Source organism: Legionellales bacterium (genome assembly GCA_026125385.1).
GTDB lineage: Bacteria > Pseudomonadota > Gammaproteobacteria > JAHCLG01 > JAHCLG01 > JAHCLG01.
Genome location: JAHCLG010000002.1, coordinates 78,458 through 101,254, shown reverse-complemented (window position 1 = coordinate 101,254; position 22,797 = coordinate 78,458). Strand labels below are relative to the sequence as shown.

The following is a 22,797-nucleotide window of genomic DNA, read 5'->3' as shown; positions in this document are numbered from 1 at the left end:
GCTACGTTCCAGGCTACTAATGTATGTGTGCTAGAATACCATCTAATTCAGCTAAACTATTATATGAAATAATTAAATTTCCTTTCCCAGAGCGATCGAATTTAATTTCAATTTTAGCGCCTAATTTTTCCGATAATTTATTTTCTAAGGCTTTAATATCAGGATCGATATTCATATTATTTTTTTCAGCAGCCGTGTTAGTGATCCCTTCTAATAATCGACGAATTAATTTTTCCGTCTCACGCACCGAAAGTGATTTTTCCACAATATGTCGCGCTGTTGATAATTGCTCACGATTTTCTAATGCTAACAAGGCGCGCGCATGTCCCATTTCAATATCACCACGTTCCAACAGGATGCGAACATCGGCGTGTAAATTTAATAAGCGTAATAAATTAGTGATCGCTGTGCGCGATTTGCCTAAGGCATCGGCGGCTTGTTGATGTGTCATGTCTAACTCATGAATTAATCGTGATATGGCTTGCGCTTCTTCGATGGGATTTAAATTTTCGCGTTGAATATTTTCAATTAAGGCCATGGCCATCACCGCATTGTCGGGAAGATCACGAATTAACGCGGGAATTTCGTTTAATCCAGCTAATTGCGAAGCACGCCAGCGCCGTTCGCCTGCCACTAATTCATAATCGCCGGTAATTAAGCGACGTAATATGATTGGTTGAATTAATCCTTGCGCACGTATAGATTGCGCTAATTCTTCTAATGCTTGTTGATCAAATTCACGCCGTGGTTGAAACGGGCTGCGTTGAATGCGTTCAATGGGAATTAAACGATATTCCTCTCCCGATGTTTCAGCCGAGGTTGGCGTAGTTATTTCTAAAGAACTACCTAATAACGCATCTAAATTTCGACCTAAGCCGCGACGTTTCATATTCATGGGTTTCTCACTTTAACTGATTGCTGTTTCAGCCACTACTGGTGCAAATGTTTGTAAAGGTTTTTCAATAATTTCTTGGGCTAAATTCAAATAGGCTTGCGCGCCGTTAGAGCGTTTATCGTAGGCAATCACGGATAAACCGTAACTCGGTGCTTCCGCTAAACGAATATTGCGTGGGATCACCGTGCGATACACTCGATCGCCAAAATGATCCACTAATTGTTTAGAAACGTCTTGCGTTAAACAACTGCGGCCATCATACATGGTTCGTAAAATTCCATAAACATGTAAACGTGGATTTAAACTGGCACTGATTTGCTGAATTGTATCGATTAATCCTGATAAACCTTCTAACGCATAATATTCGCACTGCATGGTAATAATCACCCCATCGGCGGCCACGAGGGCATTGACCGTTAACATATTCAATGAAGGGGGACAATCGATGATAACGTAATCGTAAGAATCTTTAAAACGAGATAATACTTGGCGGAGTCGTAATTCGCGACGCGGCATTTGCAATAATTTTACTTCGGCTACCGTTAAACTTTTATTGGCGGGCAAGACATCAAATCCATTTGGGCTTGTTACTAACGCATCTTGTGGTGAAATTTCATCAAGTAATGCTTCGTTGATGGTATTGCTTAACGTTGCTTTATTCACTCCAGCGCCCATTGTGGCATTACCTTGCGGATCGAGATCAACCAACAACACACGCCGATCGCAGGCGCTTAAACCCGCGCATAAGTTGATACTCGTCGTGGTTTTTCCCACACCACCTTTTTGATTGGCTATCGCAATTACACTACCCAAGATCCTAACTCCATTGCAAGGTGACTAAATACCGCTCTCGATCGATCCCTGGAATTTGCACACGCTGTTTAGTAACCCCAACTTCCGCTGCTAATTCTGCAATTTCATGATCGACGTGATCGCCTTTTAATAATAACATGCGCCCTTGTGGCGCTAATAAATGATGAGATTTTTCCACAATATCATTTAACGAAGCAAAAGCCCGACTGACTAAACACGGAAACCATTGCGCTTCACTATAACCTTCTACGCGAGATTGGACAAGCGCAACATTCCGCAACCCAAGTTCGCGCACGGCTTGAGTTAAAAAATTTATTTTTTTACCGTTACTATCGAGTAAAGTAAAATGTTGGTGAGGACATGCCATCGCTAAAATTAATCCGGGCAAGCCAGCACCCGTGCCCACATCGATAATGCGATCATATTGATTTTCAATAAAAGGAAATAAAATTAAATTTTCTAATAAAATATGTGCGACATAATCATTTAATTCATAACCTACTAAATTATAAGCGCGCTGCCATTTGTGTAAAAGGCTTAAATAAGCCATGAATTGATTAATGGTATCGGCGTTAAAATCCAAATTTAGCAAAAGCAACATTTGCTGTAATTGTTTTTTTAGAATATCCCATTTTTCCATTTATTCATTCACCACTTCTATACCACGATTTTTTTTCAAATAAACTAATAATAACGAAATTGCAGCCGGGGTTACTCCAGGAATGCGTGCGGCCATCCCAATATTAGCAGGGCGAATGCGTTTTAATTTTTCGCGCACTTCCGTTGAAAAACTGCTGATTTGATCGTAATTAAATCCATCCGGTATCATCGCGTCTTCATATCGACGTTGTTTTTCGATTTCATCGTGTTGTCTGTCAATATAACCTGAGTAATGCGCTTGAATATTAATTTGTTCAATGACGCTTTGCTCTGTGAGCGATTCGCCAAAACTAGGTAATTGCGTTAATAATTGATAATCGCATTCTGGTCGTTGTAATAAATCGCTTAAACGATATTCGCGTTTTAAAGGTTGTCCGGTTAATTGTTCCATTATCTCAGCATCGGGAGTATTGGGGCGTATCCAAATGTTTTGTAAACGTTGTTGTTCTTGATGAATGGCATTTTTTTTCTCAAGAAAAGCGCGCCAGCGGTGATCGGCAATTAAATTTAAATCACGTCCGATTTCTGTTAAGCGTAAATCAGCATTGTCTTCGCGTAATAATAAGCGATATTCGGCACGTGAGGTAAACATGCGATACGGTTCTTGGGTGCCGCGGGTAATTAAATCGTCAATTAATACGCCAATATAAGCTTGATCGCGACGTGGCGTCCACGCGGGTAAATTAAATACATAGCGCGCTGCATTGAGTCCAGCAATAATGCCTTGCGCGGCGGCTTCTTCGTAACCCGTGGTGCCATTAATTTGTCCGGCAAAAAATAATCCTTCAATGAATTGCGTTTCTAGTGACGGTTTTAAATCACGCGGATCAAAAAAATCGTATTCAATCGCATAACCTGGGCGCGTAATGTGAGCGTTTTCAAATCCCGGAATCGAGCGCACGAATTGATATTGCACATCGAAGGGTAAGCTTGTGGAAATCCCATTCGGATAAATTTCGTGGGTGTGTAATCCTTCGGGTTCAATAAAAATTTGATGGGAAGATTTTTCAGCAAAACGCACGACTTTATCTTCAATCGAAGGACAATATCGTGGACCGATGCCTTCAATTTTTCCGGTGAATAAGGGTGAGCGATCTAAGCCATTGCGAATCACTGCATGGGTTTTTTCATTGGTATAAGTAATATGACAAGGAATTTGCGTGGGGTGTTGTTCTGTTTTACCTAAATAGGAAAATACTGGTAAGGGATTATCGGAGTGTTGCGGGGTTAAATGTTGATAATTAATAGTACGACCATCGATGCGCGGTGGTGTGCCGGTTTTTAAACGATCAACGCGAAAAGGCAGGGCACGTAATGTTTTGGCTAACTCATTCGCGGGAGGATCGCCTGCGCGTCCGCCCTGATAGTTTGAAAATCCAATGTGAATTTTTCCACCGAGAAATGTGCCCGCGGTTAGCACCACACTTTTAGTATAAAACGTGAGTCCCATTTGGGTGACCACACCCACCACTTTATGGTTTTTTAATATTAAATCGACCACACCTTGTTGAAACAACGTTAAATTTGGTTGATTTTCCAGCGCGTGACGCACAAATTGTTTATATAAATTACGATCGGCTTGCGCACGGGTGGCACGTACCGCGGGGCCTTTACTGGAATTTAACACCCGAAATTGAATACCCGCATGATCAATGGCCTCCGCCATAATACCACCTAAGGCATCGATTTCTTTGACTAAATGACTTTTTCCAATACCACCAATCGCGGGATTACACGACATTTGCCCTAAGGTTTCGATATTATGTGACAATAATAACGTATTCGCTCCCGATCGCGCACTGGCGAGCGCCGCTTCCGTACCCGCGTGGCCACCACCTATCACAATAACATCATAATGAGTTGGAAAATCCATGGTAATTTCTTCAATGTAAAAATAAGTCCGTTATTATAGCGGGTTGATTGATATTATGCATCAATCTCATGAGCTGACTATTCTAGTTTGAAGGCTACTACGGTCAATACGATAAACCGCCGGGATCGGAATCTAACGTAGCCTGGAACGAAGCGCAGCGTAGCCTGGAACGGAGCGCAGCGGAGATCCAGGATCGGAATTCTAAAGATGCTATGATCCTGGATCTCCGCTGCGCTCCGTTCCAGGCTACGCTCCGCTGCGTTCCAGGCTACAGGCTGCGCTCCGTTCCAGGCTACAGGCTCCGATTCAATTAGTTTTATTCCATTCCTTTTTTTTGCTATCATACGCTAACTTCAAAATTCACCATTTTTTCTTTTCTGACATTTTTCATCGAGTAAACCTAATTTATTGATAAAATTCAAAGAGGTTACGCTTATGATTACCACAGAAATTATTTCTCGTTTGCAATTTGCTTTTACCATTAGTTTTCACATTTTATTTCCTGCATTCAGTATTGGATTAATTTTATTTATTACGCTCATCGAATTACAGTGGCTCATCACTAAAAATACGCTTTACCTGACGATTTGTAAATTTTGGACAAAAATATTTGCGCTCACATTTGGTATGGGCGTGGTGTCTGGAATTGTCATGGAATATCAACTGGGAACTAATTGGTCTGGATTCACGCGTGACGTGGGTGGCGTGTTGGGTGCATTATTCACTTATGAAGTATTAACAGCCTTTTTTGTGGAAGCGGGATTTATTGGCATTATGGTACTCGGGTTTAACAAGGTAAAACCGAGTTTGCATTTTCTTGCGACGGTGATTGTATTAATTGGTACGACTTTATCGACGTATTGGATCATGTGTGCTAATACCTGGATGCAACATCCGGTGGGTTATGTGCAAAATCCTAATGGCACATTTGATGTGGCGAGTTGGAAAACCATTTTAACCAATAGCGATTTATTTCCACGTTTTTTTCACATGTTACTTGCAGCGTACTTGGCCGCTGCACTCGTTATCAGCAGTGTGAGTGCGTATTATTTATTAAAACATCGTCATCTTAATTTTGCTAAAACCTGTTTTTCGTGGATTTGGTGGTTAATTTTATTTCTCATACCTATCCAAATTTTTTTAGGCGATAGTACTGGATTAAATGTATTTAAATATCAGCCTTTAAAAACGGCAGCAATGGAAGGTATTTGGCAAACAGGTACTGGCCAACCGTTATTATTATTTGCTATTCCCAATCAAGACAAACAACAGAATGAATTTGTCATTAAAATCCCCCATCTTGCTTCATTGATTAATACACACCAGTGGAATGGAAAAATGGTGGGATTAAATTCGGTGGATAAATCCGAACAACCCAACGTCTTACCTGTTTTTTTTAGTTTTCGTTTGATGGTGGGTATTGGTTTTCTGATCTTATTTTTAGCGCTTACGTCTTTCTATTTAAGAATTCGTAAACGATTATTAACTACCACATGGTTTTTAAAAACGTGTGTTTTTTCATCTCCATTAGGATTCATTGCCTTGTGGGCAGGGTGGATCACCGCAGAATTAGGACGACAACCGTGGATAGTCTATGGTTTAGTGAGAACAAAAGACGCGGTATCACAAGTTCCTATCACAACAACCATCAGTATTTTTGTCTTGATGATCCTCGTTTACGGAATTATTTTTGGCATTTTTTACACGTATTTTCTTCATCGCATTTTACAAAAAGGACCACACGATGTTTCACCCCAAGACTTAATTACAGATCGAAGCTTCGCATATATGCAAGGTGAAATGGGAGAAAAATCATGATACATCATTTACCGCTTATTTGGCTTATTCTCATTGCCTGTGGAATTGCCATGTATATTATTTTAGACGGATTTGATTTAGGGATTGGTATTTTAAGTATTTTTATTCACGAAGAAAACCATCGCGATATCATGATGGCATCCATTTTACCGGTCTGGGATGGTAATCAAACTTGGCTCGTCTTTGGTGGCGCAAGTCTTTATGGGGCATTTCCTTTAGCCTTTAGTCGTATTTTACCAGCACTCTATTTACCCATATTAATCATGGTGATTGCATTAATTTTTCGTGGCGTGGCCTTTGAATTTCACTTAAAAGCGCGAAAAACCAAACGAATTTGGCAGTGGTCGTTTTTTTTAGGATCACTGATTGCTACGATTATGCAGGGTTTTATTTTGAGTGTGTTTGTGATGGGGTTTGAATTTAATCAAGACAATGAGTTGATCAGTAAAATAAATTACACACATCCTTTTTCGCTGGTGTGTATTGGCGGATTAATCACCGGCTATTGCTTACTAGCAGCCACTTGGTTAATTATGAAAACCATCCCACCTTTGCAAAACCTATTTTTCACGTTGGCCCATCGATTACTCTACCTTCTATTATTTTTTGTGATGTTAGTCAGTATTTTAAGCCCTATTAGCGATCCCGATTTAAAAAGCATTTGGTTTAATCCACATACGATGTTTTACTTAGCTTTTCTCCCACTCACCACGTTATTATTATTTCTCACTGAATGGATTGCCTTAAAAAAACACGATGAACATTTACCCTTTTTAGCAACAATTGGCATTTTTTTACTGTGTTTTAGTGGTTTTGTGATCAGTGTTTATCCGTATTTAGTTCCACGCTACCTCACCTACCTCCAAGCTGCCGCCAATACCAATACGCTACTCTTTATGGCCATCGGCGCGTTCATACTGTTACCCATATTATTACTTTATACGGGCTATGCGTATTATACCTTTCGTGGGAAGGTGACTGAGAAAATTGAGTATTAACCAATAAATAGTTTATCTAATTACAAAATTTTCTTAGTAAAACTAGGTTATCTTGTTAAAGTATTTCATTATTAACCAATGCCGCTCGTGGAAATCTAAGAGATAATGAAATTTTAACACCACCTTCTAAACGCAAAAAAATTTAAATTTCACGGCACTTTATTTTTCCTATTTATTCCATACAATAAAATCCTGATGTTACTTAAAAATAAATCATTGCTTTCCCAAAACTCTCATAGCAATATGATTTCCGTTTTCTGGTAAATTAATTTTTTTAACAAGTTCCTTTAATTTTCCAGAAATTTCAGGAAAAGTAAAAGTATTTCCATCATATACGGTATTCTTAAAAATATAATTAGCAACATCTTCTCTAAAATTTTCCCGCTGCTCTGGTGTGGTGTTTTGATTAAACGCTGTTAAATCACTTAAAATTTCATTTAAATTTTCTTCTAACTCTAAACATATGTCTCCGTGAATTTTATTCATACCTTTAATAAAATTATGGCAAAATTTAATTGATTTAATTGAAGTTAATAAATTAAATTTTATACTTCCAGTACTATTTAAATAATCTTGAAGAAGCTCAAGCTCCTCTTTTGAAAACAATATAGTACCCAATTTATCTGCACTGGTTTCCTTAATTTCCTTGATGATATTTTTTAATTTTCTTATCTCTGCTTTTCCAATACTGTCGCTACAGCTCGTCGATGCTATTCCTAGATCATTAATATCAACACTTTTCAAAGTTTCAGTAATATCTTGTGTTAAATTTAAACCTACTTGAAACTTTCTAAGTTTTGTTTTGAGTAACTTGATAATTTCATCCACATGTTCATCGAGAGATCTGGTGGAAGCACCTGGTTTAAAGAAACCGAAGAGACGGGTAAACATACAAACACCTCATTATTTTTGTTAGTAGAAATAAAGCTGCTATTATACATATAAAATACAAAATTGCACTAATTATTTTCTTCTATGAATTATTACCACCGTTTATCCACACAACCAGGTTTACTTCGTTCAGCTCTTATCGCTATTTTGTCTCACAACAGGTTATTACTCTTGTTACATCATGCTCACGACTCGACAAATATCCCATTATTACCCCTTGAAAGTATTGAAAAAACAGTTGGCAGTCTTTATGATGAAAGCGTTAAGATTTGGGGGATTCACGTGTTAGGTGCAATCTGGGGGTAAGTAATGCTTTATTTACAAAGATTGTGTCTACATGCAAGTCATTTTATCTCATCTCATAACAAAATGGATTTTTTTGCACATGACTTTATGGGGCTTAATTTATGACAAATAAAATTTACGTTGGCAATTTGCCATATCAACTCGATGAATCCGCATTACAAGCAGCCTTTGCCCAGTTTGGGGAAATCATCGATGTGAAAGTGGTCAAAGATCGTGACACTGGGGAATCACGGGGTTTTGGCTTTATTACCTTTTCCAATCGCGATGAAGCTCGTAATTCGTTAGTAATGGGCGGGCAAATGCTTGAAAATCGCAAGTTGTTTGTAAAATTTGCACGAGAACGTCAGCAACAACGTTCACACGACATGGCGTATTAATCAGGCGTTTTCTCCTTAAATAAAATACCGTGGGTTTGCCCCGCGGTATTTTTTGTTTTTACGAATTCGTTCACAGGAATCAAAGCTTGTGTATAAATACTGTTAACGCTTTATAACTATAATAATCAAGCCACGGAAGATAAACCCATCCCCCTCTAGACATCAGGTTATTTACCAATACAAAAACTTGAAAATATTTTTCCTAACAAATCATCACTGGTAAATTCTCCAGTAATCTCGCTTAAGTGCAATTGTGCTTGACGTAATTCTTCCGCAACTAATTCGCCGGCGCGCGACGATTGCAATTGATGTTTGGCATGGCGTAAATAGTGCTCAGCACGGGTTAACGCCTCTAAATGGCGGCGTCGCGCAATAAAACTGCCCGCATGACTATCTTGATATCCCATGAGTCTTTTTAATTCTTGATGGAGTAACTCCATACCTAAACGCGATTGGACGGATAGTGCAATTTCGGTGTGAGTAGCATGATGAATAACAGTGGGTGATTCTTGAGTTAAATCAATTTTATTGCGGATTAGAATTAATTGTTGAGGGACAGGGCTTGGTATCGCTAATTCTTGCCACAGAAGCTCAATATCAACAGCGGCGTAGCGCGAGGCGTCGACAATGAGTAGAACAGCGTCTGCGTGCTCTATCATCGTTTGGGAGCGTTTAATACCTTCTTGTTCGATAATATCCTGAGTGTGACGAATACCTGCGGTATCGATGATATGAAGGGGCACGCCGTCCAGTTGAATGGATTGTTTAATCACATCGCGAGTGGTGCCTGGTATATCGGTGACAATCGCTATCTCTTCTCCGCTCAACGCATTTAATAAACTCGATTTACCAGCGTTAGGTGGTCCGCCAATCACCATATTCATGCCATCGCGCAACAATACACCCTGACGCGCTGTTTGAAAAATTGTTTCTAACTGATGTTGGAGGGTTTCTAGTGAGGATAAAACAATTTCATCCCCTAAAAAATCCACTTCTTCTTCGGGAAAATCAATGGCCGCTTCAATATACATTCTAAGATGAGTAAAACGTTCTTGTAAGGCTGTAATCGCGGCAGCAAATTCGCCTTGTAAAGAATGAATAGCAGAGCGCGCAGCTTGTTCGGTGCTGCTGGAAATTAAATCAGCAATCGCTTCAGCTTGAGTTAAATCGATTTTATTATTCAAAAAGGCGCGTTCTGAAAATTCACCTGGGCGTGCAAGGCGCGCACCTAACTCAATTACCCGGTTGATGACGCGATCGAGAACAACTACTCCACCATGCCCCTGTAATTCTAAAACATCTTCTCCCGTGAATGAGTGCGGGTTAGGAAAAAATATCGCAAGTCCTATATCAAGCACTTCGCGATCTGTTGCTAAAAATTTTGCATAGGTCGCATAACGCGGTTTAGGAATAAAACCTAAGAGATTTTTAGCAATGGTTTTAACATGGGTACCCGAAATGCGAATGACCCCTACGCCACCCAGGCCAGGTGGCGTCGCTCTTGCAACGATAGTCTCAGGATTATTTTTTACTAAGTGCTCCATCGCGCTCAACCTGACGGGTAACATACCATTGTTGCAAGATCGATAAAATATTATTAACGAGCCAATATAACACTAAGCCTGCGGGAAATGCTGCAAATAAAAATCCAAACATCACTGGCATTAACATCATTACTTTCGCCTGAGTAGGATCGGGCGGGGTTGGGCTCATTTTTTGTTGTAAAAACATACTGAGTGCCATTAACAACGGTAAAATATAATACGGATCAAATGCCGATAAATCGTGTATCCATAAAATAAATGGCGCTTGGCGTAATTCCACACTTTCAATTAGCACCCAATATAATCCTAAAAATACCGGAATTTGCACGATAATCGGTAAACAACCACCTAAGGGATTCACTTTTTCGCGTTTATATAATTCCATTAAACTTTTACTAAATTTTTGTTTATCGGTGCCACAACGATCTTTTAAAGTTTTTATTTGAGGTTGTAACCGTCGCATTTTTGCCATTGATTTATAACTGGTGGCCGATAATTTATAAAAGGCTAATTTAATTAATAGAGTAACGAAAATAATCGCAAATCCCCAATTACCAATCACATCGTAAATGTGTTTCATTAACCAAAAAATTGCTATAGAAATAAACCATAGTTTTCCATAGTCCACGGTTAAATCTAAACCAGGCGCAATCTGTTTTAACACTGAGGTAACTTCAGGCCCTGTATAAAATTGTGCGGAAATAGTTTTTTGTTGATTAGGATTAACCGTTATTGCGGGACTTAACATTCCTATGGTGTAAATATTATTATTCACTTTACTGTAATAGTGATGATTTTGATCTTGTGGCGGTATCCATGCACTTAAAAAATAATGTTGGATCATTGCAGCCCAACCACCTTTGGTCGTGGTATCGAGATTACTTTTATTCATTTCATCGAATGATATTTTTTGAAATAAATCCTCTGGACTAGAAATTGCCGCACCCGTAAACGTTAAATGATGGGATAAAAACCCCGTGTGTGTTGAGGCTTGCGGTGTGCGTGATAATTGTGTGTAAAAAAATCCTTCCCACGGTGACGAATTCAGGTTATGGATTTGATATTGCACATCAATTAAATATTGTCCGCGTTTAAAAATATAAGATTTTGTGATCGCTAAACCGTTATCACCTTGCCAAGTTAAATTAACGGTTAAGGTATCTTGATCGGCATTTAGTTGATAGTGAGTTTGAGACGATTTAAAAATAATTTGTCCTTGTTCACTATCGGGTCCCATTTTGCCAATTAAACCACTTTGTGCCACGTAATAACTTTCGGGGGTATTGTTTAATAAGACGAAAGGATCGTTTTTATTTTTAAGTGTTTTAGGATAATTCAAAAGTTGTGAACCGACTAAATTTCCGCCTTTTAAATCAATGCTAACGTGCAAAACATCGGTTTTAATTTGAATTAAACGATTTTCTGGAATACTTTCTTTTAATGCAACTGGATTAGAGGAGGATTGAGTATGATTAAGCCTATCGGGGATAGAAGGGATAGCACTGTCTGTATTAGTGGGTGATGTAGTGCTCACCGGAATAGTTTTAGGTTGCCCATAATCCATTTGCCATGCGGTATAAAGTTGTAATAGCACTAAGGTTAAAGCGATATATAAAAATAAACGTTTGTAATCCATTATGTATTGTTACCTTTTGAATTTTTTTCAGGGACGAAATCAATACCCCCACGATGAAAGGGATGACAGCGTAATAGACGTTTTAGTATTAACCAAAAACCTTTTAATATTCCATACTCTGTTAATGCGGTGATGGCATATTCAGAACAGGTGGGATAAAAACGACAGCGAGGTCCTAATAATGGACTTAAAAATAAACGGTATAATTGAATCAATTTGATTAAACCACGTTGGCTAATTTTTCCCATAATCGATTTAACTCAACTCTTACTTCGCTGCTGTCTTTGGTTAAGACTCGGTGACGTACAATCACTACAAAATCATGATGTGGTAATGAATTTATAGCATGACGAAAACTTTCGCGGATTATACGTTTAATTCCATTGCGTTTCACGGATAATTTTACTTGTTTTTTAGCAACAATAATTCCCAACTTAGGTTGTTGGAAATTTTGTTTAGAATAAATTACAAAACAAGAAGAAATTATTTTTTTTCCACAATGCATTACATTTCGATATTCACGAAATGCTTGTAAACGATTTTGTTTCGGGTAATTAAACGCGACCAATGATTTTAGGCTGTAAGACGTTTACGACCTTTGGCACGACGACGTTTGATCACCGCTTGACCATTTTTAGTCGCCATGCGCGCACGAAAACCATGAGTTCTTTGGCGTTTTAATTTACTAGGTTGATAGGTTCTTTTCATAGCAATGCACTTTAGTTAAATATTACTCTAGGGGCGGGAATATTAGACAACTTAATCGGTAAAGTCAATTAAATCAATGAAATACCTCTAAAATCCATTAAAAAACTAAATAAATCAATAAGTTAAATATTTCACCTTCCAGTTTTTTACAAAATTATCTTTATAACATAATAATAAAATAAATATTTTATATTAAGATTTTTTTTATTGTTATTAAGTGCAAAATTTCTGTGGATTAATCTTATTATTTATTTATTTTCAATAAGTTACAAAATATATAATTTGTGAATATCTTTGGGGTTAGATGCCGAACTCCTGTTTACGGAAATGTATGGAATGGGGGCTTTTTAGAAATAGGGCTTTTTATCCACATTTAGTCTAATGGTTTAACGTAGCTTCGAACACAGGTTGTAACAAAGTTATTCTTGAGAGTGATGAGCGTTTAAAGCTGCGATTTTCTTGATCGGGGTTATGAATAATTTCGATTACCAATAAAAACTAGGGTGTTACTGTTTTTTTTTCTAAATTAAAACAACTGAAAGTTCGTTAGTTCTTTGTTGTTTTTTAATATAGGTGCGTGATGATGGCGACGCGAGCGCTGAACAGCACGTTAAAATTTATAGCTTACGTTTTAAGTATTACCAAAGACAAACATCCTATTCCGTTAATAATCTATATGTTGTGTTTATTTTTAATTATTTTTTTAAATATTGTGCTTTCAATTTTTGCAATAATTTTTTAAATTTATTGCTTTTTATTTTTTTTAAAATAATTATTTAAGGGTGTGGATAACTTAGATAAAGGGGTATAGAATGGGCAGCCTTTGAAAGATGAAGCATAAAATGAGGTTGGAGAGTAACAGTGAAATTTTCAATTTGGAATGAATGCTTAAGTAGTTTAAAAAAGGAATATTCACCTCATCAATTTAATACTTGGATTTTGCCATTGCAGGCAGAATATCAAGATAATCAATTAATATTACTGGCACCAAATCGTTTTGTTCTTGAGTGGATCGAACAACGTTTTTTAAATCGAATTAATGAATTGGTGACGCAGTTTAGTGGTGAAGATCCGGTACAAGTCAATTTGCAAATTGGATCACGCACAATTGTGAGTGATGTTAAAGCGGTGTTACCACAAAATACGGCAAGTGAGGGATATGCGTCCTCTTCTTCTCATGGCGAAATAAAAACGGCACCGCAAATTCATAAAGCCAATTCTGTGGAATCCATTTCGCATCAAAGTAATTTAAATAAAATGTTTACCTTTGAAAATTTTGTCGAAGGTAAATCCAATCAGTTAGCACGAGCCGCGTCAATGCAAGTCGCCGAAAATCCTGGTGGTGCTTATAATCCTTTATTTCTTTATGGTGGCGTAGGATTAGGTAAAACTCATTTAATGCATGCGGTGGGAAATTTGATTCAAACGAAAAATCGTAATGCCAAAGTGTTATATTTACATTCCGAACGGTTTGTTGCTGATATGGTAAAAGCGTTACAAACTAATTCTATGAATACCTTTAAACGTTATTATCGTAGTGTTGATGCATTACTTATCGATGATATTCAATTTTTTGCGGGTAAAGATCGCTCACAAGAAGAATTTTTTCATACGTTTAACGCCTTGTTGGAAGGTCAAAAACAAATGATTTTAACCTGCGATCGCTATCCCAAAGAAATTAGCGGACTCGAAGAACGTTTGCGCTCACGTTTTGGCTGGGGGCTTACTGTCGCAGTAGAACCTCCTGAATTAGAAACCCGAGTGGCAATTTTAATGACGAAAGCAGAACTGGCTGGAATTAATTTACCTTACGAAGTGGCTTTTTTTATTGCTAAACGCATCCGTTCCAATGTGCGTGAATTAGAAGGCGCATTAAAACGAGTGATTGCTAATGCTCACTTCACCGGCAAACCTATCACACTTGATTTTGTCCGCGAAGCACTAAAAGACTTATTAGCACTACAAGATAAATTAGTGACCATCGAAAATATTCAAAAAACGGTTGCAGAATATTATAAAGTTAAAGTAGCCGATCTTTTGTCAAAACGTCGCAGTCGCTCTGTGGCGAGACCTCGTCAAATGGCTATGGCGATAGCTAAAGAGCTAACTAATCACAGCTTGCCGGAAATTGGAGATGCTTTTGGTGGTCGAGATCACACCACGGTATTGCATGCGTGTCGTAAAATTAAAGAATTAGTTCAAACAAGTATAGATACCTCTGAAGATTATAAAAATTTATTGAGGATTTTATCGACTTAAAGGAAATCATCTATGCGTTTTACTATCGATCGCGAAACACTACTTAAACCCTTGCAAGTTATTGCGGGGGTGGTTGAGCGTCGAAAATCGTTACCCATTTTAGCGAATATCTTAATTCAAGTGAATGCTAAGCGTTTGTGTTTAGTAGCAACCGATACTGAAATTGAATTGGATGCAAACTTAACATTAATCGGTGATTGCGAGGAAGGGGCGATTACCGTTCCTGGAAGAAAACTATTTGATATTTGTCGCGCGCTACCCGAAGTAGCGCAAATTGAATTTCAAGCGGATGATCAACGTTTAAATATTCGCTCAGAGAAAAGCAAGTTCACTTTACTGACTTTGCCAGCTGAAGATTTCCCGCGTGTGGAAGAAGAGGTTGGGTTAGTGGAGTTTAAGCTTATGCAACATCAATTGCACTCGTTAATTCAATACACGTATTTTGCTATGGCGCAACAAGATGTCCGCTATTTTTTAAATGGGTTGCTTTTTGAAATTCGTGATCAGGAACTCATTATTGCGGCAACAGATGGTCATCGTATGTCTATTTCTCAGTATACCTTGCCTAAACAACCGCAATTAACAAATTATCGCATTATCATTCCTCGTAAAGGGGTTTTAGAACTAATGCGCTTTTTACAAGACAACGACGATACCCTCGACATCTGTATTAGTAATAATCACATAAAAATTCAAGTCGATAACTATTCTTTTATTTCCAAATTAATTGATGGACGTTTTCCCGATTATAATGCAGCTATTCCAGCACATTGCAATAAACCCTTAACCGTCGATCGCGAAAAATTTAAAGAGGCGTTAATGCGCACTGCAATTTTATCCAATGAGAAATTTCGTGGCGTGTGTTTACAGCTTCGCCAGGGTTTTATTAACGTCATTGCGCACAATCCTGAACAAGAAGAAGCAGAAGAACAGCTGGAAGCGCTTTATGAGGGAGATGATTTGGATATTGCATTTAACGTTAATTATTTGCTCGATATTTTAAATACCCTTCCCAGTGAACAAGTTACTTTTTTATTCGCCGATGCGAACAGTAGTTTATTGGTTAAAGAAATAGAATCAGCTAGACAATGCTATTTTGTAGTGATGCCCATGACAATTTAAACCCTTAGGCGGGTTAGATGCGATGACGATTACTTCAGTCAATATTCAATCTCTGCGAAATATTCAACAGACTCTTATTGAATGTCACCCCCAGTTTAATTTTTTTTATGGTGATAATGGCAGTGGTAAATCCAGTATTCTTGAAGCGATTTATTTATTAGCCTTTGGACGTTCGTTTCGCCATCATTTAACGAAGCGTTTAGTGAATTTTAACGCTAGTCAATTAACTTTATTTGCCGAAGTGAATATTAATCAAATGAATTACCGCTTAGGTTATCAATATGCGTTAGCGGAAAAAGCGTCTGTCATTAAAATTAATGGCGTTAACCAACGTTCAAATATCGAAACAGCAAAACTATTACCCTTATTACTAATCAATCAAGATAGTTATCAGTTGCTCAATGATGGGCCAAAATTTCGTCGCCAATTTTTGGATTGGGGAGTGTTTCACGTGGAACCTAATTTTATCCATCATTGGCAGAGTTATCAAAAGGCGCTTAATCAGCGTAATAGCGGTTTAAAGCAACAGTTACCTTACTCGCAATTGCAAGGTTGGGATGAAGCGATGGCCTTTCATGCTAATGCTATTCATCAGTATCGTGAAGCGTATTTTGCAAAATTTCTAACATACTTTCAAACTTTCCAATCGCTATGGCTTAGTACGATCAATCTTAGCTTGTCTTATCGCCAAGGCTGGCCTAAAGATCAAAACTTTAACGAGTGTTTACAACTCAACTACAAAACAGACTGTGAATGCGGATATACTCGCTTAGGACCGCATCGAGCGGACATTGCGATTTTAGTCGATGATGTTCCTGCCTATCAAATACTGTCGCGAGGGCAACAGAAGGTATTGATCAATGTGTTGCGATTAACGCAAGGTAAGCTACTGCAAAGCGAAAAATCATTGTCAGCCATCTATTTATTAGATGATTTAATTGCTGAACTGGATAGCCATCATCAAGCATTTTTATTAGAGGTTATTTATGAATTGGGTGGGCAAGCGTTTATAACTAGCGTGAATCTACCACAAATAACGGCGCTTGCTCGCGAAAATTATACAACGTTTCACGTGAAACAAGGGGCTATTGTTTCCTAAGTGCGCGTTATGATTCAATTACTTAGTTTCTCCTGTGGTTGTGCATAAGAAGGGTGAGTATGAAACAATTGTTTACAATTTACTTTTCCCTACTTTCTGTCTAATCCCTAATAATGGCTTGCAGAATACGGATTAATTTTGGCGTATTTGGCCTAGAAAATGCTATAATGTGCGCCTGGTTTAGCGTTCAACCCTAATCATCGTGGGGTTGAAATTCTGCATATTACTAATAACGGAGCGATAACACCCCATGAGTACGCAACCCACTTACGATTCCTCGAATATTAAAGTTCTTCGTGGTCTAGATGCCGTGCGCAAACGTCCTGGAATGTATATTGGGGACACGGATGATGGTACGGGGCTTCATCACATGGTATTTGAAGTCGTCGATAATTCTATAGACGAAGCGTTAGCGGGATATTGTAAAAACGTTCACGTAACCATTCATAGCGACGGCTCCGTCACTGTTAAAGACGATGGACGTGGGATACCGGTTGATATTCACCCCGAAGAAGGTTGCTCTGCTGCCGAAGTGATTATGACAGTGCTGCATGCCGGGGGTAAGTTTGATGATAACTCCTATAAAGTATCCGGTGGCTTGCATGGCGTCGGGGTTTCCGTGGTCAATGCCTTGTCCGAAAAGTTAAAGCTGCTCATTCGTCGCGATGGTAAAGTTCACGAACAAGTGTATCAACTCGGTGTGCCCGAAAAACCTTTAGCGATTACCGGCGATACCACGCAAACCGGCACGGAAGTACGCTTTAAGCCCAGTCCGGTGATTTTCACCGATGTAGAATTTCATTACGATATTTTAGCCAAACGTTTACGTGAATTATCTTTTCTAAATTCTGGGGTTTGCATTCATTTAGAGGATGAGCGTAGCGGCAAGAGCGATACCTTTCAATATGAAGGAGGGATCCAAGCATTTGTTGAGCACTTAAATCGCAATAAAATTCCTGTTCATAAAAATGTCATCAGTTTTTCGCTGGCCAAAAATGATATTACCGTGGAAGTCGCCATGCAGTGGAATGACTCATTCCAAGAAAATATTTTTTGTTTTACCAACAATATTCCGCAACGTGACGGTGGAGCTCATTTAGCTGGTTTTCGCGGCGCTCTCACGCGAACTATCAATACTTATTTAGAAAAGGAAGGTTACACGAAAAAACATAAAATCGCTTTAACCGGAGATGATGTGCGCGAAGGCTTAACCACGGTATTGTCGGTGAAAGTGCCCGATCCCAAATTCTCATCGCAAACTAAAGATAAACTAGTTTCATCGGAAGTTAAACCCATCGTGGAATCGATTGTTGCAGAAAAATTACAAGATTTTTTATTAGAAAAACCTCAACAAGCCAAAGCCATCGTTACTAAAGTGTTGGATGCAGCGCGGGCGCGCGAAGCGGCTCGTAAAGCGCGCGATATGACACGGCGCAAAGGTGCGCTCGATATGGCGGGGTTGCCTGGAAAATTGGCTGATTGCCAAGAAAAAGATCCAGCGTTATCCGAATTATTTATCGTCGAGGGAGATTCGGCAGGAGGTTCGGCAAAACAAGGTCGCGACCGTCGCTTCCAAGCCATTTTGCCCTTAAAAGGAAAAATTTTAAACGTAGAAAAAGCGCGTTTTGATAAAATGTTGTCTTCAGCAGAAGTGGGAACGTTGATCACGGCATTAGGGTGTGGAATTGGAAAAGAAGAATACGATCCCACTAAAATTCGCTATTACCGAATTATCATCATGACCGACGCCGATGTGGATGGTGCTCACATTCGTACATTATTATTAACCTTTTTTTATCGCCAAATGCCAGAACTCATTGAAAAGGGGCATATATACATTGCTCAACCTCCTTTGTATAAAGTTAAAAAAGGTAAACAAGAACAATACATCAAAGACGATGACGCTATGGATGTATTCTTATTATCAATTGCGTTGGATGGTGCGGAGTTGTACCCAAATGAGCACGCGCCAGCCATCAGTCCACAGGCTTTGGAACAATTGGTTCGCGAATTTCGTCTGACGCAAAAAATTATTTCTCGCCTCAGTAAGCGCTACCCGAAACATGCGCTATCAGCCTTAACCTACGTTCCTAAATTACCCGTTGAAAAATTAAACGATCGAACATTTATGGCCAACTGGATTGTATTGTTAGAAGAACAAATTCGTAGTGAATTAAACGATGGTAGTTCTTTTACCCTGACGTTAGGCGAAGCTGAAGAAAAACACTTATTATTACCCGTTGTCACCCATCTTGAACACGGCATGGCTAAACGCTATTTATTTACCCAAGAATTTTTTGAATCGAAAGAGTATGAACAAATCAATAAATTGGGCAGTAAATTAATGGGGTTAATCCAAAGCGGCGCTTATATTCAACGCGGCGAGAAAAAATTTGGTCTGAATAAATTTGATTTAGCCTTAGAGTGGCTTTATAACGAAGCACGTCGTGGCTTATCGTTGCAGCGTTATAAAGGATTAGGAGAAATGAACCCTGCGCAATTGTGGGAAACTACCATGGATCCTGAAAATCGGCGTTTACTGCAAGTCACGATTGAAGATGCCGTTGCCGCAGACGAGATTTTTACTACGCTCATGGGCGATCAAGTCGATCCACGACGAAACTTTATTGAAGCCAATGCGTTAGAAGCCGAAAATATCGACATTTAAGTTTGGCGAGATTATTAACCTAAGAAATTGATCACAAAAATAGACAAAACGTTTTGTGATCATTTCTAGGCGATAATTATCGATAATCGTGCTTAACTGCCGAATTTTAATTAGAGTATTTGAGCGATGGTTTGATACATAATTAAAATCATCGAAAAGGGTGCGAGTATTATTGTGGTTTTTAACGCGTAACGCTTAACTACGGATGGGGTTTTAGTCTTAAGCGATTTTGGTTTTTGGAATTTAAAATAATTTCGTAAACTATAATAACAGGCACTGCCTGTGGCTAAAATGGCAATAAAGGGTAAACATAAACATAGCACAATTCCTAATTTATAATCACTGGAAAAATAATTTCCTAAATATTCCAAACCATAATACAGTGACTGCGTGGGGTTGCCCATTTGGCTTGCAAAAAAATTAATCATAATAACCACCAACAAAGTAACAATTAATCCCGCTATCATGGCGGCGGTTCGGCTTAAATGTCTGGCGCAAACACCAGCCACATCAGCGTGACGAAAGGATAATAAAGTTCGGTTCAATAAATGAGTGGCCAATTGCATGCTAAGCGTTAATCCTAAAACTAAACACATCGCTAACAATAAATTCTGAAAAATAATTTCAGTTAATGAAAATCCGCTGGTAATTTCACCTACTAAATGATGAATTAAATACAATGCTAAATTGGTATTTAGACTAAATACCGTCAATTGCACTTGTGGGCTATAATGTTTACCTGATAAACACCATTGCACGAAATGTTCGCAATTATTGTTCATTAAAGAATAATCATTTTCGCCGACGCGCGATAGTCCACGTTGAATGGCTTCTTCCCGTGAAAAGGTGTAAAAGCGTTTAGCGTGTTTTTTACAATAAATTTTATGGCCTTGTGAAAATTCTTTGAGCGAGACAATTTCCACTGGCGCGCTACTCATTTCTTTGGCAAATCCAGAATATTGCACTACATGCCCACCACCAATATATAAAGCATGGTGTGTATAAGTTCCAAACGATTTATAAACGTAAAGATGATCACCTTTTTGTAACTCTAATTCGGGAGTGTTTGCAACTAATTTTACGCGGGGTTGACGTGAGGGTGAATAATAATAATCGTTATTGGCCGCGGTGGCTTTATTGGTTGCAAATTTTGGCGCTAGTTTGGGACAGTGTCTTCTAGCTAACATTGTTTTGAACATAGAATTTACACTCGGTTAACATGAAAGAAAAATGAACGTAGACTGAAATCTTTGACACTTTAAGTTTAGTTGCTGTGGAGCTGAATTCAAGGAGTGCTGATCAATGGGCGGCGTGTGCTTTCATAAAAACCAGTATTTATGATCATTAAGCGCAGCGCCGAGTTAAACATGGGAAGGAGTATATTGAGATCCATTTGTAGCTTTAGCACAGCACCAATGCCTACCATGCAAGAGTGAAGAGTAGGGCGTGTTGACAATTCTGCTCCGCTGCTCATTGACTTCGTGTAAACTGCGCGCTAGTGCTCAAACATCAACAAGCCCCGTTAAGCCATCGCGAAGTGTCAACACGCCCTATTTTGTTTTTCAATATTTTTTTGGTTCACAACTTAGCCGCGCTCCGCGTAACTTATTATTGATTACGCAACACTGAGTGAACTAAGCCTCAGCGTGAGTGATCTCTCTTGCTAAACTTTTCCACAGCGGTAAATTATATTTCCTGCATTTTTTCAAAAAGGGCATTGAGTGGCGTGACTTCATTGACGGTTTGAATCGCGCGCTTGAAGATGGAAAAAATTTCACTTTCCGTCATGCTGGCACCCGCTTTGTTAGCGGTAACCAATTTAGTCAGCTCAATCGCAATATTGTGTTGATGTTGTTGCAATTGCACCAATCCGCTCATCATATTGAACATTTCTTCCTCTTCCGGCATATCATTCTGAAAGAAATCGGACAAATCAAATTCAGGTAATTCTTCTGGCAGGTGTTTTTTTGCGAGTGGTTTTTTAGACATGTGGCGTCTCCGCTTAAAATATAATAATGAATCGCGAGGATACGGGATTTTTGGGGTGGGGGCAAGGGCGCGCGATGGGTTACATGCCGCCAAAGGAAGGGCGACGACGATGTTTTTCATTTTCTAATAGCTGGGGTGCTAGTTTGGGATGCGGTGATCCAAACTTAAACGAGTCTAAGACTGAGGCAACAATGATAGCTAGCAAATAGCATACTGATAATGCTATCTGTTTAGAAGCAGAGTATTGATTATAAGAATTTAATATCTGACCCACATAGGATTCATTTTTGTATTTTTGTGATATTTGATTAGCAATTTTCTGTGAAGTAAGTAGGGTGGTTTCGTTAGCGCAGATAGATTTCTTTTTGCTGTTAATAGAATAAGATTGTGAGAAATAAAAAGCGGGAGTATTGTTATTACAGATTAACCCATGAAATGTTAAATTGATGATGCCATTATTATTGTCTAATGTTATTAGGTGATTGTTAGCTGGTGTGGGCATTTTAAGAAATTCATAATTTCGAGCTTGAATTGCATTTATTATTTTTTCGGTAAAGTGGTGAAGGAGAGTAACTCCTGTGTTTTGTTTAAGAAATGGTATTATAAGATTGGCATGATCACTTTCTAATCCGAAATTTTTTTGAAAAATATCATATGTTTGATTCATATTCTCTGCCGTTCTAAATTATTCAATTCTTTTTAGGTCATCAAGATTGTCGTCTGTAGAGGTTAAAGTTGTTCCTGGAAACTCCAGATTAAAATAGTTTTTATAAAACGCGGATGTTCCCGATATTTCAAAGCAATTTAACATGGAATCTAAATTATTTTTTAGTTGGTTACGATCTAAATCATTTATAACATTGTTATTATTGTTATAAAATCCTTTGTAAACCTCATTAGATAATGCCATAAACTCCAGTAAAATAAGTTTTACCGCCTCAGGGTGTTTTTCTAATAATGGATTTTTGTTTTTATTTAATGTCACCACAATAAAATTTGCTAAACTATTTTTATAATTTTCAGAAAGTTCTCTCCCTGGAAAATGCGCTTCCTCAATAATACTTATAATCTGATCTTTGGAAAAATTCATAACGTATTCTCAATTTTATTATAATTATTTGGATTCAGTTCGCGGGATAGT

At 38.3% G+C, this 22,797-nt stretch carries 21 protein-coding genes; 7 read left to right on the top strand and 14 right to left on the bottom strand.

Annotation, left to right across the window (positions count from 1 at the left end):
- Window positions 1–16: 16 nt before the first annotated feature.
- The 4 genes from KIT27_01430 to mnmG are packed head-to-tail and all read right to left on the bottom strand — an operon-like array spanning window position 17 to window position 4,241.
- Window positions 17–895: a ParB/RepB/Spo0J family partition protein gene (locus KIT27_01430; GenBank protein MCW5588301.1), complete on the bottom strand. Its 879-nt coding sequence runs from the start codon at window positions 893–895 to the stop codon at window positions 17–19.
- A gap of 12 nt (window positions 896–907) precedes the next feature.
- Complete coding sequence (locus tag KIT27_01425; protein ID MCW5588300.1) at window positions 908–1,708, bottom strand: ParA family protein; 801 nt, start codon at window positions 1,706–1,708, stop codon at window positions 908–910.
- Window positions 1,709–1,712: 4 nt separating this feature from the next.
- A complete protein-coding gene (gene rsmG / locus KIT27_01420) occupies window positions 1,713–2,348 on the bottom strand; it encodes a 16S rRNA (guanine(527)-N(7))-methyltransferase RsmG (GenBank protein MCW5588299.1) in 636 nt (211 codons plus the stop codon).
- A complete protein-coding gene (gene mnmG, locus KIT27_01415; protein ID MCW5588298.1) occupies window positions 2,349–4,241 on the bottom strand; it encodes a tRNA uridine-5-carboxymethylaminomethyl(34) synthesis enzyme MnmG in 1,893 nt (630 codons plus the stop codon).
- A 438-nt stretch (window positions 4,242–4,679) separates the two neighbouring features.
- On the opposite strand from mnmG, the gene KIT27_01410 reads away from it, so the two are divergent.
- Window positions 4,680–6,059: a cytochrome ubiquinol oxidase subunit I gene (locus KIT27_01410; protein MCW5588297.1), complete on the top strand. Its 1,380-nt coding sequence runs from the start codon at window positions 4,680–4,682 to the stop codon at window positions 6,057–6,059.
- Window positions 6,056–7,057 (top strand): cytochrome d ubiquinol oxidase subunit II, encoded by a 1,002-nt coding sequence (gene cydB, locus KIT27_01405; GenBank protein MCW5588296.1) that lies wholly within the window; start codon window positions 6,056–6,058, stop codon window positions 7,055–7,057. Before KIT27_01410 ends, cydB begins: the two co-directional genes overlap by 4 nt.
- Before the next feature lie 213 nt (window positions 7,058–7,270).
- Here the strand turns inward: cydB and KIT27_01400 are convergent, their stop codons facing one another.
- Entirely contained in the window at window positions 7,271–7,948 is a 678-nt protein-coding gene (locus KIT27_01400; protein MCW5588295.1) for a hypothetical protein, read from the bottom strand.
- Between the two features lie 407 nt (window positions 7,949–8,355).
- Here KIT27_01400 and KIT27_01395 point away from each other — a divergent pair, with 407 nt between their 5' ends.
- Window positions 8,356–8,631 (top strand): RNA-binding protein, encoded by a 276-nt coding sequence (locus KIT27_01395; protein ID MCW5588294.1) that lies wholly within the window; start codon window positions 8,356–8,358, stop codon window positions 8,629–8,631.
- 167 nt (window positions 8,632–8,798) lie between these two features.
- On the opposite strand, the gene mnmE is transcribed toward KIT27_01395, so the two are convergent.
- From mnmE to rpmH, 5 genes are read right to left on the bottom strand one after another with little or no spacing between them, the layout of a single operon-like run.
- Window positions 8,799–10,175: a tRNA uridine-5-carboxymethylaminomethyl(34) synthesis GTPase MnmE gene (mnmE, locus tag KIT27_01390; protein MCW5588293.1), complete on the bottom strand. Its 1,377-nt coding sequence runs from the start codon at window positions 10,173–10,175 to the stop codon at window positions 8,799–8,801.
- Window positions 10,153–11,811, bottom strand: a complete 1,659-nt coding sequence (gene yidC, locus KIT27_01385) for a membrane protein insertase YidC (GenBank protein ID MCW5588292.1) — start codon at window positions 11,809–11,811, stop codon at window positions 10,153–10,155. Before yidC ends, mnmE begins: the two co-directional genes overlap by 23 nt.
- Window positions 11,811–12,059, bottom strand: a complete 249-nt coding sequence (gene yidD, locus KIT27_01380; protein ID MCW5588291.1) for a membrane protein insertion efficiency factor YidD — start codon at window positions 12,057–12,059, stop codon at window positions 11,811–11,813. The genes yidC and yidD overlap by 1 nt, the downstream gene beginning before the upstream one ends.
- Window positions 12,032–12,379, bottom strand: coding sequence for a ribonuclease P protein component (gene rnpA / locus KIT27_01375; protein MCW5588290.1), 348 nt, complete (start codon window positions 12,377–12,379; stop codon window positions 12,032–12,034). The genes yidD and rnpA overlap by 28 nt, the downstream gene beginning before the upstream one ends.
- Window positions 12,380–12,384: 5 nt before the next feature.
- Complete coding sequence (gene rpmH, locus KIT27_01370; GenBank protein MCW5588289.1) at window positions 12,385–12,519, bottom strand: 50S ribosomal protein L34; 135 nt, start codon at window positions 12,517–12,519, stop codon at window positions 12,385–12,387.
- A gap of 861 nt (window positions 12,520–13,380) precedes the next feature.
- On the opposite strand from rpmH, the gene dnaA reads away from it, so the two are divergent.
- The 4 genes from dnaA to gyrB all read left to right on the top strand — a co-directional run bounded on the left by dnaA (window position 13,381) and on the right by gyrB (window position 19,667).
- Window positions 13,381–14,778, top strand: a complete 1,398-nt coding sequence (gene dnaA / locus KIT27_01365) for a chromosomal replication initiator protein DnaA (protein ID MCW5588288.1) — start codon at window positions 13,381–13,383, stop codon at window positions 14,776–14,778.
- A gap of 12 nt (window positions 14,779–14,790) precedes the next feature.
- A complete protein-coding gene (gene dnaN / locus KIT27_01360) occupies window positions 14,791–15,900 on the top strand; it encodes a DNA polymerase III subunit beta (GenBank protein MCW5588287.1) in 1,110 nt (369 codons plus the stop codon).
- A 22-nt stretch (window positions 15,901–15,922) separates the two neighbouring features.
- Complete coding sequence (gene recF / locus KIT27_01355) at window positions 15,923–16,999, top strand: DNA replication/repair protein RecF (protein ID MCW5588286.1); 1,077 nt, start codon at window positions 15,923–15,925, stop codon at window positions 16,997–16,999.
- 250 nt (window positions 17,000–17,249) lie between these two features.
- Window positions 17,250–19,667, top strand: coding sequence for a DNA topoisomerase (ATP-hydrolyzing) subunit B (gene gyrB, locus KIT27_01350; GenBank protein MCW5588285.1), 2,418 nt, complete (start codon window positions 17,250–17,252; stop codon window positions 19,665–19,667).
- Window positions 19,668–19,777: 110 nt separating this feature from the next.
- Here gyrB and KIT27_01345 read toward each other — a convergent pair whose 3' ends face one another.
- The 4 genes from KIT27_01345 to KIT27_01330 all read right to left on the bottom strand — a co-directional run bounded on the left by KIT27_01345 (window position 19,778) and on the right by KIT27_01330 (window position 22,746).
- The gene (locus tag KIT27_01345) at window positions 19,778–20,866 is read right to left on the bottom strand and encodes a lecithin retinol acyltransferase family protein (protein MCW5588284.1); all 1,089 of its coding nucleotides are present in this window, start codon (window positions 20,864–20,866) and stop codon (window positions 19,778–19,780) included.
- 487 nt (window positions 20,867–21,353) lie between these two features.
- Window positions 21,354–21,656, bottom strand: a complete 303-nt coding sequence (locus tag KIT27_01340) for a hypothetical protein (GenBank protein MCW5588283.1) — start codon at window positions 21,654–21,656, stop codon at window positions 21,354–21,356.
- 79 nt (window positions 21,657–21,735) lie between these two features.
- A complete protein-coding gene (locus KIT27_01335) occupies window positions 21,736–22,323 on the bottom strand; it encodes a hypothetical protein (GenBank protein ID MCW5588282.1) in 588 nt (195 codons plus the stop codon).
- Window positions 22,324–22,341: 18 nt separating this feature from the next.
- The gene (locus KIT27_01330; protein MCW5588281.1) at window positions 22,342–22,746 is read right to left on the bottom strand and encodes a hypothetical protein; all 405 of its coding nucleotides are present in this window, start codon (window positions 22,744–22,746) and stop codon (window positions 22,342–22,344) included.
- Window positions 22,747–22,797 lie beyond the last annotated feature (51 nt).

Bases quoted from the DNA above. Each gene is read 5' to 3' on its own strand.
- KIT27_01430 (MCW5588301.1), bottom strand. From the start codon at position 895: ATGAATATGAAACGTCGCGGCTTAGGTCGAAATTTAGATGCGTTATTA.
- rsmG (MCW5588299.1), bottom strand. From the start codon at position 2,348: ATGGAAAAATGGGATATTCTAAAAAAACAATTACAGCAAATGTTGCTT.
- mnmG (MCW5588298.1), bottom strand. From the start codon at position 4,241: ATGGATTTTCCAACTCATTATGATGTTATTGTGATAGGTGGTGGCCAC.
- cydB (MCW5588296.1), top strand. From the start codon at position 6,056: ATGATACATCATTTACCGCTTATTTGGCTTATTCTCATTGCCTGTGGA.
- KIT27_01400 (MCW5588295.1), bottom strand. From the start codon at position 7,948: ATGTTTACCCGTCTCTTCGGTTTCTTTAAACCAGGTGCTTCCACCAGA.
- KIT27_01395 (MCW5588294.1), top strand. From the start codon at position 8,356: ATGACAAATAAAATTTACGTTGGCAATTTGCCATATCAACTCGATGAA.
- mnmE (MCW5588293.1), bottom strand. From the start codon at position 10,175: ATGGAGCACTTAGTAAAAAATAATCCTGAGACTATCGTTGCAAGAGCG.
- yidC (MCW5588292.1), bottom strand. From the start codon at position 11,811: ATGGATTACAAACGTTTATTTTTATATATCGCTTTAACCTTAGTGCTA.
- yidD (MCW5588291.1), bottom strand. From the start codon at position 12,059: ATGGGAAAAATTAGCCAACGTGGTTTAATCAAATTGATTCAATTATAC.
- rpmH (MCW5588289.1), bottom strand. From the start codon at position 12,519: ATGAAAAGAACCTATCAACCTAGTAAATTAAAACGCCAAAGAACTCAT.
- dnaN (MCW5588287.1), top strand. From the start codon at position 14,791: ATGCGTTTTACTATCGATCGCGAAACACTACTTAAACCCTTGCAAGTT.
- recF (MCW5588286.1), top strand. From the start codon at position 15,923: ATGACGATTACTTCAGTCAATATTCAATCTCTGCGAAATATTCAACAG.
- gyrB (MCW5588285.1), top strand. From the start codon at position 17,250: ATGAGTACGCAACCCACTTACGATTCCTCGAATATTAAAGTTCTTCGT.
- KIT27_01345 (MCW5588284.1), bottom strand. From the start codon at position 20,866: ATGTTCAAAACAATGTTAGCTAGAAGACACTGTCCCAAACTAGCGCCA.
- KIT27_01340 (MCW5588283.1), bottom strand. From the start codon at position 21,656: ATGTCTAAAAAACCACTCGCAAAAAAACACCTGCCAGAAGAATTACCT.
- KIT27_01335 (MCW5588282.1), bottom strand. From the start codon at position 22,323: ATGAATCAAACATATGATATTTTTCAAAAAAATTTCGGATTAGAAAGT.
- KIT27_01330 (MCW5588281.1), bottom strand. From the start codon at position 22,746: ATGAATTTTTCCAAAGATCAGATTATAAGTATTATTGAGGAAGCGCAT.